Genomic DNA, 14277 nt, shown 5'->3' on the forward strand with positions numbered 1-14277 from the left:
CTTAGGAAGGTGAAGACTGGTGAAAAAGCCTCTTATCGTGCAGAAATTTGGTGGTACATCGGTGGGTTCGATAGAAAGAATCCACCAAGTTGCACAGCACATTATTAACGCTAAAAATTCAGGTAACCAAGTGGTTGTCGTGGTTTCAGCTATGTCTGGAGAGACAAATCGTCTAGTCGATTTAGCTCAACAAATTGATAGCGTACCAAATGCTCGTGAATTGGATGTGTTGCTCTCTGCGGGCGAACAAATGTCGATGGCTCTATTAGCGATGACCCTGAATAAAATGGGGTATACCTCGCGATCATTAACAGGAGCGCAGGCAAGAATTGTCACCGATGAACAACACAATGACGCGACGATAAAGCACATAGATGTTTCGCCAATTCTTAAGCTGATTGAGCAAGACCAAATCGTTATTGTGGCTGGATTTCAAGGAATTACTGAGAGTGGTGACATTACGACATTGGGGCGTGGCGGTTCTGATACTACGGCGGTGGCACTTGCAGGTGCTTTACAAGCGGATGAATGCCAAATTTTCACCGACGTTGATGGTATCTATACTTGTGACCCTCGTATCGTTGAAAGCGCTCATAAGCTTGACGTGATAGATTTCCCTTCGATGGAAAGCATGGCTAAACATGGTGCAAAAGTGCTGCATCTTCCTTCTGTGCTACACGCATGGAAAAACCAAGTTCCGTTAAGAGTATTGTCGACTTTCGATGTCAATCAGGGTAGTTTGGTCAAAGGTGATGAATGTTTACACTCTGTTTGTGGCTTAGCGATTCAACGTGATATGTGTTTGATTAAAGTCGCTAAACCTGTACTTATTAGTGTAGAGAAACAGTGTCAACTTATCGGAATTGATATTTGGGATGTGATTGAGCACCCAGAATGGTTCGGTATTGTTGTCAAGCAAGAAGCTTTCTCTAAACTAGAATTGGTCTTACAGGGAAAAGTAGCCGATCGTCATCAGATTAGCTTGTTGACCGCTGTTGGTGCAAATACGCAAGAGCTCGCTGATTCTTTGAATTCATTGCTTGCCGAACATAAGATATCAGCTATTCACCAGAAAAGTGATGAACGGTCATTAACGACCGCATTGTTACCAGAGTGTGTGAATAGTGCAGCGAACTTATTGCATCAAGCATACATAATGCCGAGCAAAGCACACGATTGCCTACAAAAACATGCCTTTCTAGGCTAGATTCGAATAAGAATTGAGTTTACGAAAATATAACTTTTGTTGGATAATAGCTGTGTAGCAAGAAATTTTAAGAGATTACTCAAGGAGCACAGAATGCTAATTTTAACTCGCCGTGTTGGTGAAACTCTAATGATTGGTGATGAAGTTACGGTAACAGTACTGGGTGTGAAAGGTAACCAAGTACGCATCGGTGTTAATGCTCCGAAAGAAGTGTCTGTTCATCGCGAAGAAATCTACATGCGCATTCAGGCAGAAAAAGGTAATGGTAACGTTGCATCAGGCAACTACTAATTGCTAAGAAAAAGCTGACTATTGGTCAGCTTTTTTTGTATGTGGTGAGTATGGAAAACTCGCAAAAAAGCGTGAATAAACACCGCTTTGGTTAAATAGGCAACGGTTAGCGAGATTTTTCTCAAATTTGCCAAGAAAGTGTTTGACATATTTTCGGTAAATCGTAATATGTGCCTCCGCAAGACGGTGAGGTGGCCGAGAGGCTGAAGGCGCTCCCCTGCTAAGGGAGTATACGGCTTGATACCGTATCGAGGGTTCGAATCCCTCCTTCACCGCCATTCTTGCTTCTTCTTTATTTAGAAGAATTGCTCCTCGGAGCAAAGCTTTGAAACAAAGCAAATGCGCGCTCGTAGCTCAGCTGGATAGAGTACCTGGCTACGAACCAGGCGGTCAGAGGTTCGAATCCTCTCGAGCGCGCCATTCTCTACTTATAGAGAATAATAAAAAACGGTGAGGTGGCCGAGAGGCTGAAGGCGCTCCCCTGCTAAGGGAGTATACGGCTTGATACCGTATCGAGGGTTCGAATCCCTCCTTCACCGCCATTTTTATTGACCGGCAGGTCAATTTTTTTGTTTCAAATCTAAGATTTTGTGATATGCTTCACAACCTGCGCGCTCGTAGCTCAGCTGGATAGAGTACCTGGCTACGAACCAGGCGGTCAGAGGTTCGAATCCTCTCGAGCGCGCCATTATTAAGGGCTTTAGTCCTGATAGTGATTTAATCATTATCGAAACCCGTGCGTCCTTAGCTCAGCTGGATAGAGTACCTGGCTACGAACCAGGCGGTCGGAGGTTCGAATCCTTCAGGACGCGCCACTTTTCTTTTGAAAGCTTATTTAAGTTTTTAAACAAGAAAGAAAGGTCATTGACCTGATGTTAATTAACTATAATTGATATCGAAGACAGCGCGCTCGTAGCTCAGCTGGATAGAGTACCTGGCTACGAACCAGGCGGTCAGAGGTTCGAATCCTCTCGAGCGCGCCATTATTAAGGGCTTCAAGTCCTGATAGTGATTTAATCATTATCGAAACCCGTGCGTCCTTAGCTCAGCTGGATAGAGTACCTGGCTACGAACCAGGCGGTCGGAGGTTCGAATCCTCCAGGACGCGCCACTTTTCCTTTGAAAACTTATTTGAGTTTTTAAACAAGAAAGAAAGGTCATAGACCTGATGTTGGTTAATTTAATCAATATCGAAAACATTGCGCGCTCGTAGCTCAGCTGGATAGAGTACCTGGCTACGAACCAGGCGGTCAGAGGTTCGAATCCTCTCGAGCGCGCCATTATTAAGGGCGTTAGTCCTGATAGTGATTTAATCATTATCGAAACCCGTGCGTCCTTAGCTCAGCTGGATAGAGTACCTGGCTACGAACCAGGCGGTCGGAGGTTCGAATCCTCCAGGACGCGCCACTCTCTAGGTCATAGACCTGATGTTGGTTAACTTAATCAATATCGAAAACATTGCGCGCTCGTAGCTCAGCTGGATAGAGTACCTGGCTACGAACCAGGCGGTCAGAGGTTCGAATCCTCTCGAGCGCGCCATCATTGAAAGCCTCGCAGAAATGCGGGGCTTTTTTATTAACAATTATTTAGCATAATTATTACCCTTCATATACAAAGCCTTGTTTTTTAAGCGCTATTTTCAGAACTTTTAAGCCTATCGCAGTAAAGCCTCTCAAGTTGGAATAACGTGGGATAAACGCTAGTTATTTGTGCTTTTCATATCGAATATTCCAGCTTTATGTGATTTGTGTGACGAATATTTCCCTAGAAATGTGCAATATCATAAAGTGTGCCTTAAACAAAATTGACAAAATTTAATCAATCGAGATAATCCTAATCCTCTTGTCGGGATCATAGGAAGCATCCTGCGGCAATTTAAGTACTTTAAAGTACAGCCACGATTAAGAGATAAGTTTAATAAAGTAACAGCTTGATCGCTGAGCCAATTGTCAGGATGACAAAGAAAGGACGCAAAATGGACAATATTGGAAGCCAATTATTTGATGCTGCCACCCTCATGATTACAGGGATGACGGTAGTATTCATTTTCCTCACAATTCTCGTATACCTCGTTCGGTTGATGTCTCGGTTAGTGCCAGAGGAAGTGCCAGAGCCGATTGCTACCCCAATTCAAAATAAATCAGTTCAATCATCTTCTGCTGTCAGCCCGAAGGTCGTAGCGGCTATCTCTGCCGCGGTACATCAGTACCGTACCTCAGCAGCTAAATAGCAATTAAAGGATTAAAAGGAGTTAATGAGCATGTCTAAACCACTAGCTATCACTGATGTGGTACTTCGTGACGCCCATCAATCACTATTTGCTACGCGTATGCGTATTGAGGATATGTTACCGATTGCCGCTGAGCTGGATAAAATCGGTTACTGGTCTTTAGAAACGTGGGGAGGGGCGACTTTCGATTCGTGTATCCGTTTCTTGGGAGAAGACCCATGGGAGCGTTTACGTGAACTGAAAAAAGCAATGCCAAATACGCCAATGCAAATGCTACTGCGTGGTCAAAATCTTTTAGGTTACCGTCATTATGCAGACGACGTAGTAGAGAAATTTGTTGAGCGTGCACATTCCAATGGCATGGATGTTTTTCGTATCTTTGATGCGATGAATGATGTTCGAAATTTCCAGAAGGCTGTTAAAGCAACCGTTGATGTTGGTGCCCATGCACAAGGTACGCTGTCGTACACCACTAGCCCAGTCCATAACGTGGACACTTGGGTGGATTTGGCGAAACGTCTTGAAGATCTTGGTTGTCACTCTTTATGTATTAAAGACATGGCGGGTCTGCTTAAACCGTACGAAGCTGAAGAACTTGTGACGCGTATTAAAGCATCGTGTGATGTACCTCTAGCTCTACATTGCCATGCCACAACAGGCCTATCTACGGCAACAGCCATCAAAGCGGTCGAAGCGGGTGTGGATATTCTTGATACCGCGATTTCATCAATGAGCTGTACTTACGGCCATACACCAACGGAAACAGTGGTGGCTATGCTGCAAGGCACAGAACGTGATACCAATCTGCAGCTGGATCAGCTTGAGCCTATCGCGGCTTACTTCCGGGAAGTGCGTAAGAAATACGCCAAATGGGAAGGTCAGCTAAAAGGTGTCGATTCACGCATTCTGATCGCTCAAGTCCCTGGTGGTATGTTGACTAATATGGAAGGTCAATTGAAAGAGCAGGGTGCAGCGGATCGAATTGATGAGGTGCTTGAAGAGATCCCACGTGTGCGTGAAGACCTTGGCTTTATCCCACTGGTGACACCAACGTCACAGATCGTTGGTACTCAAGCGGTGATCAACGTGCTAACGGGTGAGCGTTATAAGAGCATTACCAAAGAGACAGCGGGCGTGCTGAAAGGTGAATATGGCGCAGCACCAGCTGAAGTGAATGCTGAGCTACAAGCCCGTGTTCTAGATGGAGCGGAGCCGATCACTGGTCGTCCTGCGGATCTTCTTGAAGCCGAATTAGATAAACTTACTGACGATCTGTTAACGAAAGCGAAAGAAGAGGGGATCTCTTTAGCCGAAGATACGGTTGATGATGTTCTGACTTATGCACTGTTCCCACAAGTGGGTCTTAAGTTCCTTAAAAATCGTCACAACCCAGAAGCCTTTGAACCTGCACCAGGTAAAGAAGCGCCAGCACCCGTTGCAGCACCTGCAGCAGCCCCTGCCGTAGGTGGCATTGAGACATACAGCGTCAAAGTGGATGGTCAAGTCTACGATGTGGAAGTCGGTCCTCAGGGGCAATTGACTTCTGTCACGCCAACTGTTGCTGCACAAACCGCTCCTGCGGCGGCGCCAGTCGCTTCTGGAAATGTTGAAGCAGTCCCTGCTCCATTAGCGGGCAACATCTTTAAAGTTAACGTACAAAGTGGCTCTGAAGTGGCTGAAGGTGACGTATTGTTGATCCTGGAAGCGATGAAGATGGAAACTGAAGTACGCGCAGCTCGTGGTGGTGTGGTTCAGGATCTTCACGTCAAAGAAGGTGATTCAGTCGTTGTTGGCGCTCCGCTACTAAGCCTCGCGTAAGGGAGTACCATGGAAGGATTACTAACTCTCTGGTCTGAAACTGGGATCGCCAATTTTGAGTTTGGTCAGCTATGCATGATTGCTGTTGGCTGTACGCTACTTTACTTGGCGATTCGCAAAGGTTTTGAGCCATTATTGCTATTACCGATTGGTTTTGGTGCCATTTTGGCCAATATTCCTGTGGTAGGTCTAGCAAACAGCGCGGTGGTCAATGCCATTGCTGCTGGTGATATCAATCTGTTGACTCAGTTTGCCTCGGTTTTGGGTATTACCGATATTTCTACCGAAGCAGTAAAAGCAGCCTACAAGATAGCGGAGCCTGAGCAATTGACCTTGCTTGAGTCATTAGCGGCGAATGCTAAGTTTACCGATGGCACACTTTATACCTTCTATAAAGTGGCAGTAGCCTCCGGCATTGCTCCTCTGCTTATTTTCTTAGGCGTGGGTGCGATGACTGACTTTGGTGCGCTGATCGCTAACCCGAAAACCTTATGGCTAGGAGCAGCGGCGCAGTTTGGTATTTTTGCGACACTGTTTGGCGCGATTCTATTGAACTATGTGCCTGGTATGGAATTCTCAATGCCAGATGCTGCTTCAATTGCGATCATTGGTGGTGCGGATGGCCCAACAGCTATCTTCCTTGCGAGTAAGCTTTCACCGGACTTGCTCGGTGCAATTGCCGTTGCAGCCTATAGCTACATGGCATTGGTACCGATCATTCAGCCACCAATTATGAAAGCCTTAACCACGCCAGAAGAGCGCAAAATCAAAATGGCTCAGCTACGCCATGTGGGCAAAACAGAGAAAGTTCTGTTCCCATTAGCGGTGCTGATGATGGCGATTTTATTCTTACCTTCAGCAACGCCGCTGGTAGGAATGTTCTGTTTAGGTAACTTAATGCGCGAAGCGGGCGTGGTTGATCGCCTTTCTAAAACGGCGCAGAACGAGCTTATCAATATTGTCACCATCTTCTTAGGCTTAAGTGTGGGTTCGAAGTTGCAGGCTGAGGAGTTCTTAAATTTAGAGACTCTAGGCATCCTCGCTTTAGGTGCGGTTGCGTTTAGTATCGGTACTGCGGGCGGTGTCTTGATGGCGAAGCTACTGAATAAGTTCTCTAAAGAAGACATTAACCCACTGATTGGCGCGGCAGGTGTTTCGGCTGTACCAATGGCAGCGCGTGTGGTGAACAAAGTGGGTTTAGAAGCCAACCCGCAAAACTTCTTGTTGATGCACGCAATGGGACCAAATGTAGCGGGAGTTCTAGGTTCGGCAGTCGCGGCAGGTATTTTGCTGGCGCTGGTTGGTTAGTGACAGATTGTTTTATGGTTGCCATTCACGCTTGAGTGATAACTTGGTTAAATTGCAAACAAGTGGTTAACCTAGGCAAACAAAATGTTATATATTCAAAGGGATGCTTCGGCATCCCTTTTTTACATCAATAAGGATTAGTTGATATGGAAAACAAACAAGTAGTCATCCCCCAATTTGGCGCACCAGAAGTTCTCTCTATCCAGACGGCTCAAGTTCCTCAAGTTCAGTCAGGCTGCGTAGTCGTGAAAGTCGCTTTTGCGGGCGTAAATCCGATTGATGTAAAAACGCGAGCTGGGCTTGGTTGGGCCGCCGCTGAGAATAAAGACAACCTACCTTGGGTGCTGGGCTATGATATTTCCGGTTCAATACACAGTGTCGGTGAAGGCGCCGATATGTTTGAAATTGGTGATAAAGTGGCTGGCTTTATTGGCTTCCCTTTGCAAGGTGGTGGCTACAGCCAATACGTAACAGTGCCAGCCCAAGCATTAAGTCGAGTACCTGATACAGTAACACTTGAAGCGGCTGCTGCACTGCCTCTTGCGGGTCAAACTGCGGTGCAAGCTTTAGATACAGTCTCTGTGCAAGAGGGGCAACGGGTCTTGATCCTAGCGGGCGCTGGCGGTGTTGGCCATATTGCTGTGCAACTTGCAGTGGCGGCCAAAGCAGAAGTGTTTACTACCTGCGGTGAAAGCAACCTTGATTATCTCGCAACGCTTGGTGCCCACGCGGTGAATTACCATTTTGCTCCGGTTTCCGAGCGAGTCGAAGAAGCCGATGTATTGGTGGATCTTGTCGGTGGTGAAGCGGCGCTTGATGCGTTGAAGTGCCTAAAAGATGGTGCGAGAGTGGTAACAGTGCCGACATTAAGTGCCGAGCTTATTTGTGAAAAAGCCAAACTTCTAGGCTTTGAGGCTACGGGAATGTTAGTTGATCCCAACCCTGAGCAGCTAGATGCCATGCTCTATATGGTTAGCGTGGGTCTGCTTAAAACAGAAATTTATCAAGTCTACCCGATGGATCAGGTAGTGGACGCCCATAAGCAAATGGAAACGGGGCACACGCGAGGAAAAATTTTGTTGGATATGCAATGCTAGAAACGTTTAATACTGCGTTTCAATCTTTCGCATTATGGTTTTCTGATTCTGCACTTTGGGTTCTCTTTTTTAGTGGTTTTCTTAGTGCAACCTTATTACCCGGCGGCTCAGAAGCAGGATTAATTGCTACTCTGAGTCTAGATCAATATTCTCCAGCTATGGTTATATTAGTGGCGACACTTGGTAACACTTTGGGTGGGCTGACTAATTATTGGTTAGGACTATGGCTACCTAATCGAACTCAAAACGAAAAACATGGTCATAAAGCCATACAGTGGCTGCAAAAGTATGGCTACTGGACGTTGTTTTTTAGTTGGTTACCTGTCATTGGTGATCCTTTGTGTCTTGCAGCAGGTTGGCTTCGTATGAAATTTTGGCCGAGTTTTTGGCTAATTCTTATCGGTAAAGCCTTTCGTTATTCCTTGCTTGCTGCCTTGTTTTACGGTCTTTTCTAAGGAAATACGATGAGAAAGTTTTTAATTGGTGCTGTGTCTCTTACCGCATTGTTCGGTTGCACCTCAAATCTCGATTATTCCGTACCGTTTTTTTCTTCACTTCCTCAAGGTGTCACACTTGTTGAAGAGGTGGACGCTGTCGCAGGTAAGGCGACTATTCCTTACAGCAAATATAAACTCGATAATGGCTTAACGGTTATTCTCTCACCGGATCACTCCGATCCTCTGGTTCATGTTGATGTGACCTATCATGTTGGATCTGCGCGCGAAGAGATTGGTAAATCAGGTTTTGCCCATTTCTTCGAACATATGATGTTTCAAGGCAGTGAGCATGTTGGCGATCAAGAACATTTTCGCTTGATCACCGAAGCGGGTGGTACGCTAAACGGTACCACTAATCGTGATCGAACCAATTATTTTGAGACGGTACCGGCGAACCAGTTAGAAAAAATGCTGTGGTTAGAGTCGGACCGTATGGGCTTTTTATTGGATGCGGTTTCACAACGTAAATTTGAAGTTCAGCGCGATACCGTGAAAAACGAGCGTGCGCAAAATTACGATAACCGACCTTATGGTTTGATGTGGGAGAAAATGGGCGAAGCGATGTATCCAGAAGGTCACCCATATTCATGGCAAACCATTGGTTATGTTGAAGATTTAGATCGCGTTGATGTAAACGACCTTAAAGCATTTTTCCTACGTTGGTATGGTCCTAATAATGCGGTACTGACGATTGGTGGTGATATTAATGTTGAGCAGACGCTCGAATGGGTGAATAAGTACTTTGGCTCGATTCCTCGTGGCCCAGAAGTCAATCAGGCAGATAAACAGCCAGCGGTGCTTACTCAAGATAAATACATCACTTTGGAAGATCGCATCAGGCAACCTATGGTGATTGTTGGTTGGCCGACTCAGTATCGCGGCCATCAAGATGAAATGGCGTTAAACGCTCTTGCGTCATCATTGGGTAGCGGCGCGAATTCGTTGTTGTACCAGAAATTAGTCAAGACTCAGAAAGCGGTTGATGCAGGCGCATTTCAAGACTGTGCAGAACTTTCCTGTAATTTTTACATTTACGCGATGGCCCCTTCTGGTGACAAGGGGCAGTTAAAGCCGCTGTATCAAGAGATGATGCAGATTTTGGCTGATTTTAAACAGCAAGGTATTAGCCAAGAGCGCTTGGATGAAATTACCGGAATGTCAGAGTCATCGGCGGTATTTGCACTGCAAAGTGTTAAAGGCAAAGTATCGCAGCTTGCATCTAATGAAACGTTCTTTGGTCAGCCAGATCGACTACAAACTCAGCTAGAGCGCATTCGAGCTGTGACACCTGAATCAGTGATGGCGGCCTACGAGCAGTACATTAATGGTCATCATAAGGTGACATTAAGTGTTGTACCGAAAGGGCGTGTAGATTTGGCGGTTGCACCAAGCACGTTTACTACGCCTCCTCGCACTTTGCCTGAATATCAAAAAGTTAATGAAAGCGATCTCGTGTATCGCCGTGCTACGGATGATTTCGACCGTTCGGTGATGCCACAAGTGGCAGAAGCTGTGAAAGCCGAAATGCCTAAGTTGTACCGCGTTTACTTTGATAATGGCGCTGAGCTGTTGGGTACGGTGAGCGATGAGACGCCTACAGTCCAAATGGATATTCGCTTGCCTGCCGGTGAACGTTATGCTGCAAAAGGACAAGAAGGCATTGCCAATTTAACCGCCGCTATGATGCAAGAGGGGACACAAAAGTCGACTCTGGAAGAGCTACAAGCGCGCTTGGATAAACTAGGTAGCAGCGTGGCTATCAATGCGGGTAATTACACGACAACCATCTCATTGGCGAGTTTAGAGAAAAACCTGCCGCAAACATTGGCGATTGTTGAAGAAGTCTTGTTTGAGCCTGCATTTAAACAGCAAGATTTTGACCGAGTGAAGCAACAGATGCTTGAAGGATTAGTTTATCAGCATCAACAACCTAGTTGGTTAGCTTCTCAAGCGACGCGTCAGGTGCTGTTTAGCGGTTCTCTTTATCAGCGTCCGAGTGATGGTACCTATCAATCAGTTAGCCAATTAACGCTTGATGATGTGAAGCAGTTCTATCGTCAACACTATACGCCACAAGGAACACAAATTGTGGTGGTTGGCGACTTGTCTAAAGGTGATGTCACCTCACAGCTTAAGTTTATTGAAAATTGGCATGGTGACGCGGCACCATTGTTGAGTCCACAATTGGTGAAACCAGTTGAAGGCCGTGCCATTTACTTGGTGGATAAACCAAGCGCGCCACAAAGTATTGTTCGTATGGTACGCCAAGGTCTGCCGTTTGATGCGACGGGAGAAGTGTACCTCACTCAATTGGCTAATTTTAACCTGGCCGGTAACTTTAATAGCCGAATTAACCAGAACTTACGTGAGGACAAAGGTTACACCTATGGCGCGAGTGGTTACCTAGCGTCAAACCGAGAAGTTGGTGCGGTGGTGTTCTCTGCCCAAGTGCGCGCAGATGCGACGGTTGCCTCTATCGTCGAAATGCAAAAAGAGCTTAAGCAATATAGCGAAAAAGGCATGACGGATGAGGAGCTCAACTTTATGCGTTTGGCCGTTGGCCAACAAGATGCGCTTAAGTATGAAACACCATCACAGAAAACCCAGATGCTTGGTGGTATCTTAACCTTTAGCTTAGATGAGGATTATCTACAGCAAAGAAACGAAATTGTCGAAACGGTCAACAAGGATGTACTAGATGCGTTGGCGAAGAAGTGGTTTAATCCAAATGATTACCAAATTATTGTTGTTGGTGATGCTAAAAGGTTAAAACCACAGCTGGAATCGTTACAGATTCCTATCAAAGAGCTTGAAATTGTCCAGTAAAGGACACATAAAGAGAGCATGTTGGTAGGGCGGGTTTTCCGCCCTACAGTATGTATTGAGCCAGTTCTTGCTATATCAGACCTATTATATAGCTATGAACCACAGATGAAGGCGACTCCGTTTTGACAGATTTTGCTGCGCGTTTAGAGAAAGTTGCCCGCAACCCAGAAGTATTTAAGAATTTTGGTCGCGGTGTAGAACGAGAAACCCTGCGCTATAAACAAGGTGGTAAGCTGGCAACCACCCCGCACCCAAGTGGCTTGGGCTCTGCATATTCCAATAACTGGATTACAACCGACTTTGCTGAGTCGTTATTGGAATTTATCACTCCCGTTTCACAAGATATCGATACCTTGTTGGCTCAGTTAGAAGATATTCATCACTTCACTCAAACTAAATTAGACGGTGAAAAGATGTGGCCGCTATCGATGCCTTGCTACGTCTCAGATGAAGACATCATTAACCTCGCTCAATATGGCACATCAAACTCAGGCAAAATGAAAACGCTTTACCGAGAAGGTCTTAAGCGTCGTTACGGCAGTTTGATGCAAATTATCTCGGGTGTGCATTTTAACTTCTCTTTCCCAGAACAGTTTTGGGATGCGCTATATGGTGAGCAGGATGAAGAGTCTCGTCAGGCGACTAAGTCTGATGGCTATTTTGCTCTGATCCGCAACTACTACCGTTTTGGTTGGTTAATTCCATTCTTCTTTGGTGCTTCGCCTGCGTTGTGTTCATCGTTTATTCAAGGCCGTGAAACCAAGCTGCCGTTTGAAAATATTGGCCATACGCTTTACTTGCCACAAGCGACATCTTTACGCCTAAGTGATCTTGGCTACACCAGCAGTGAGCAAAGCGTACTTAAGATCGGTTTTAACAGTATTGAAGAGTACCTAGAAGGTCTAAACAGTGCGATCCGTTTACCTTCTGCTGAGTTTGCCAAGATTGGTTTAAAAGTAGATGGCGAGTATCGTCAGCTAAACAGTAATGTGCTGCAAATCGAAAATGAACTGTATGCTCCAATTCGCCCTAAACGTGTGACGCAAAAAGGTGAAAAACCTTCAGAAGCCTTAACTCGTGGTGGCGTAGAGTATATTGAAGTTCGCTCATTGGATGTCAATCCGTACAGCTCGATTGGTATCAATAAAGATCAAGTTCGTTTCCTTGATTTGTTCCTGACTTGGGCAGCACTGAGTGACTCTGAACCGATGGATTTCTGTGAGCAAGCATGCTGGCGTGAAAACTGGAATAAAGTCGTGCTTGAAGGCCGTAAAGTGGGTCTAGAGCTGCAGATCGGCTGTAAAGGTGAAGTTTTGACGCTGCAAGAGTGGGCTAAGCGAGTGTTTGTAGAGCTTACTCAAGTGGCAGAGAAGATGGATCAAGTGTTGGGTGGTAATGAATATCAAGCGGTTTGCGATAAATTGATGACTTGGATTGATAACCCTGAACTCACGCTTTCTGGTCAAGTGCTTGCGGATACAAAAGCGCATCAAGGCTTGGGTAACCTAGGCCGTACATTGGGACGCAAGTACATTGAGCAGCATCTTGCGCACCAATATATTGAATACTCACAAGATAAGATGGAAGCCGAAGTAGCGCGTTCGATTGAAGCTCAAAAAGCTCAAGAAGAATCCGACACATTGAACTTTGATGACTTTTTAACTGACTATTTCTCTTACCTAAAGCAATAACGATGACCAAAGAAAGGATTCTAAAGCTCGCTCTATTAATTGGCGCAGTCAGCTTGGCTGGCTGTGCTACACCACCGCCGGCCAATCAAAGTAACTTGTGTTCGATTTTTCGTGAGAATCCGGACTGGTTTGATGATGCGGTGGATATGCAAGAAGAGTGGGGCACGCCAATCAATGTGGCAATGGCATTTGTAAAGCAAGAGAGTAGCTTTAGACACGATGCTAGACCGCCGAAAGATTACCTGTTAGGTTTTATTCCGTGGGGACGTGTGAGCAGTGCTTATGGCTATGCACAAGCACAAGACCCAGCGTGGGAAGACTTTCAAAAAGCGACCAATCACGGTGGTTCACGCACCAGTTTTGATGATTCACTGATGTTTATTGGCTGGTATACCTCTGAGACGCAAAAGCAATTGGGCATCTCAAAGTGGGACCCATACAATCAATATTTAGCGTATCACGAAGGCCGAGGCGGGTATAAACGTAAAACCTATCAAGGCAAGCCTTCACTTATTCGCGTCGCGCGTAAAGTGGAGCAACAAGCAAAGGATTATGGCTGGCAGCTAAAACAGTGCCGCCAAGAGTTGGAAAATAATAGTAGCTGGTTTTTTTAACTAGCAGGAGAGGGACGATGCCATTACTAGATAGCTTTACTGTTGATCACACTCGCATGAATGCGCCAGCGGTACGTGTAGCGAAAACCATGACCACACCTAAGGGTGACACCATTACGGTGTTTGACTTGCGTTTTACTGCACCGAATAAAGATATTTTATCAGAGAAGGGAATTCATACTCTTGAGCACCTGTATGCCGGTTTTATGCGTAATCACTTAAATGGTGATAGCGTTGAGATCATTGATATTTCACCGATGGGTTGCCGTACTGGCTTCTACATGAGCTTGATTGGTACGCCAGATGAGCAGCAAGTTGCCAGCGCATGGCTGACCGCAATGCAAGATGTTTTGAAAGTGGAAGATCAAAACAAGATCCCAGAGCTCAATGAATACCAATGTGGTACCGCAGCCATGCATTCACTCGATGAAGCAAAGCAAATAGCTGAAGCGATCATCGCTGCTGGTATTTCGGTCAATAAAAACGACGAATTGGCGTTGCCAGAATCGATGCTTAACGAATTACGCGTTGATTGATCATTCGATGAAAACAAAAAGGAAGGCATCATGCCCTGTCTCTTATACACAAATCCCCAAGCCACGGTTTGGGGATTTTTTTGAACTAATTTTAAATTTCATGATCTGATCATCTAAGCAATCACAAGGATGATTATCATGACTTATATAGAACCAACCCTT

Annotated in this window: 11 protein-coding genes and 10 tRNA genes; all 21 read left to right on the forward strand. The window is 45.6% G+C overall.

The window, feature by feature from the left end; all coding sequences use genetic code 11:
* The first annotated feature begins 19 nt into the window (after window positions 1-19).
* The 21 genes from IRQ95_RS14465 (at window position 20) to luxS (ending at window position 14115) form a co-directional block, all read left to right on the forward strand.
* The gene (locus IRQ95_RS14465) at window positions 20-1207 is read left to right on the forward strand and encodes an aspartate kinase (protein ID WP_194437588.1); all 1188 of its coding nucleotides are present in this window, start codon (window positions 20-22) and stop codon (window positions 1205-1207) included.
* A 93-nt stretch (window positions 1208-1300) separates the two neighbouring features.
* Window positions 1301-1498, forward strand: a complete 198-nt coding sequence (csrA, locus tag IRQ95_RS14470; RefSeq protein ID WP_004415691.1) for a carbon storage regulator CsrA — start codon at window positions 1301-1303, stop codon at window positions 1496-1498.
* Window positions 1499-1683: 185 nt separating this feature from the next.
* Window positions 1684-1776 (forward strand) — tRNA-Ser (locus IRQ95_RS14475).
* A 65-nt stretch (window positions 1777-1841) separates the two neighbouring features.
* Window positions 1842-1918 (forward strand) — tRNA-Arg (locus IRQ95_RS14480).
* Window positions 1919-1947: 29 nt separating this feature from the next.
* Window positions 1948-2040: transfer RNA gene (locus IRQ95_RS14485), tRNA-Ser, on the forward strand.
* A gap of 69 nt (window positions 2041-2109) precedes the next feature.
* Window positions 2110-2186 (forward strand) — tRNA-Arg (locus IRQ95_RS14490).
* Window positions 2187-2236: 50 nt separating this feature from the next.
* Window positions 2237-2313 (forward strand) — tRNA-Arg (locus IRQ95_RS14495).
* A gap of 91 nt (window positions 2314-2404) precedes the next feature.
* Window positions 2405-2481: transfer RNA gene (locus IRQ95_RS14500), tRNA-Arg, on the forward strand.
* 51 nt (window positions 2482-2532) lie between these two features.
* Window positions 2533-2609 (forward strand) — tRNA-Arg (locus tag IRQ95_RS14505).
* Between the two features lie 92 nt (window positions 2610-2701).
* Window positions 2702-2778: transfer RNA gene (locus tag IRQ95_RS14510), tRNA-Arg, on the forward strand.
* Window positions 2779-2828: 50 nt separating this feature from the next.
* A tRNA-Arg gene (locus IRQ95_RS14515) sits at window positions 2829-2905 on the forward strand.
* Window positions 2906-2960: 55 nt separating this feature from the next.
* Window positions 2961-3037, forward strand: a tRNA-Arg gene (locus tag IRQ95_RS14520).
* 436 nt (window positions 3038-3473) lie between these two features.
* A complete protein-coding gene (locus IRQ95_RS14525) occupies window positions 3474-3728 on the forward strand; it encodes an oxaloacetate decarboxylase subunit gamma (protein WP_194437589.1) in 255 nt (84 codons plus the stop codon).
* 30 nt (window positions 3729-3758) lie between these two features.
* Window positions 3759-5546: a sodium-extruding oxaloacetate decarboxylase subunit alpha gene (oadA, locus tag IRQ95_RS14530; protein ID WP_194437590.1), complete on the forward strand. Its 1788-nt coding sequence runs from the start codon at window positions 3759-3761 to the stop codon at window positions 5544-5546.
* 9 nt (window positions 5547-5555) lie between these two features.
* Complete coding sequence (locus tag IRQ95_RS14535; RefSeq protein ID WP_194437591.1) at window positions 5556-6854, forward strand: sodium ion-translocating decarboxylase subunit beta; 1299 nt, start codon at window positions 5556-5558, stop codon at window positions 6852-6854.
* A 146-nt stretch (window positions 6855-7000) separates the two neighbouring features.
* The gene (locus tag IRQ95_RS14540; RefSeq protein ID WP_194437592.1) at window positions 7001-7951 is read left to right on the forward strand and encodes an NADP-dependent oxidoreductase; all 951 of its coding nucleotides are present in this window, start codon (window positions 7001-7003) and stop codon (window positions 7949-7951) included.
* Window positions 7945-8406, forward strand: coding sequence for a YqaA family protein (locus IRQ95_RS14545; RefSeq protein ID WP_075652685.1), 462 nt, complete (start codon window positions 7945-7947; stop codon window positions 8404-8406). The genes IRQ95_RS14540 and IRQ95_RS14545 overlap by 7 nt, the downstream gene beginning before the upstream one ends.
* Window positions 8407-8415: 9 nt before the next feature.
* Window positions 8416-11274 (forward strand): M16 family metallopeptidase, encoded by a 2859-nt coding sequence (locus IRQ95_RS14550; protein ID WP_194437593.1) that lies wholly within the window; start codon window positions 8416-8418, stop codon window positions 11272-11274.
* Between the two features lie 122 nt (window positions 11275-11396).
* Window positions 11397-12965 (forward strand): glutamate--cysteine ligase, encoded by a 1569-nt coding sequence (gene gshA, locus IRQ95_RS14555; RefSeq protein ID WP_194437594.1) that lies wholly within the window; start codon window positions 11397-11399, stop codon window positions 12963-12965.
* A 2-nt stretch (window positions 12966-12967) separates the two neighbouring features.
* Entirely contained in the window at window positions 12968-13579 is a 612-nt protein-coding gene (locus IRQ95_RS14560; RefSeq protein WP_194437595.1) for a transglycosylase SLT domain-containing protein, read from the forward strand.
* A gap of 17 nt (window positions 13580-13596) precedes the next feature.
* Window positions 13597-14115: an S-ribosylhomocysteine lyase gene (gene luxS / locus IRQ95_RS14565; RefSeq protein WP_194437596.1), complete on the forward strand. Its 519-nt coding sequence runs from the start codon at window positions 13597-13599 to the stop codon at window positions 14113-14115.
* Window positions 14116-14277: the final 162 nt, after the last annotated feature.

The organism is Vibrio fluminensis (genome assembly GCF_015278125.1).
GTDB classification, from domain to species: domain Bacteria; phylum Pseudomonadota; class Gammaproteobacteria; order Enterobacterales; family Vibrionaceae; genus Vibrio; species Vibrio fluminensis.

Coding starts and splice junctions, on each gene's coding strand:
- IRQ95_RS14535 (WP_194437591.1), top strand. CDS start 5,556: ATGGAAGGATTACTAACTCTCTGGTCTGAAACTGGGATCGCCAATTTT.
- IRQ95_RS14525 (WP_194437589.1), top strand. CDS start 3,474: ATGGACAATATTGGAAGCCAATTATTTGATGCTGCCACCCTCATGATT.
- csrA (WP_004415691.1), top strand. CDS start 1,301: ATGCTAATTTTAACTCGCCGTGTTGGTGAAACTCTAATGATTGGTGAT.
- IRQ95_RS14550 (WP_194437593.1), top strand. CDS start 8,416: ATGAGAAAGTTTTTAATTGGTGCTGTGTCTCTTACCGCATTGTTCGGT.
- oadA (WP_194437590.1), top strand. CDS start 3,759: ATGTCTAAACCACTAGCTATCACTGATGTGGTACTTCGTGACGCCCAT.
- IRQ95_RS14545 (WP_075652685.1), top strand. CDS start 7,945: ATGCTAGAAACGTTTAATACTGCGTTTCAATCTTTCGCATTATGGTTT.
- IRQ95_RS14540 (WP_194437592.1), top strand. CDS start 7,001: ATGGAAAACAAACAAGTAGTCATCCCCCAATTTGGCGCACCAGAAGTT.
- luxS (WP_194437596.1), top strand. CDS start 13,597: ATGCCATTACTAGATAGCTTTACTGTTGATCACACTCGCATGAATGCG.
- IRQ95_RS14560 (WP_194437595.1), top strand. CDS start 12,968: ATGACCAAAGAAAGGATTCTAAAGCTCGCTCTATTAATTGGCGCAGTC.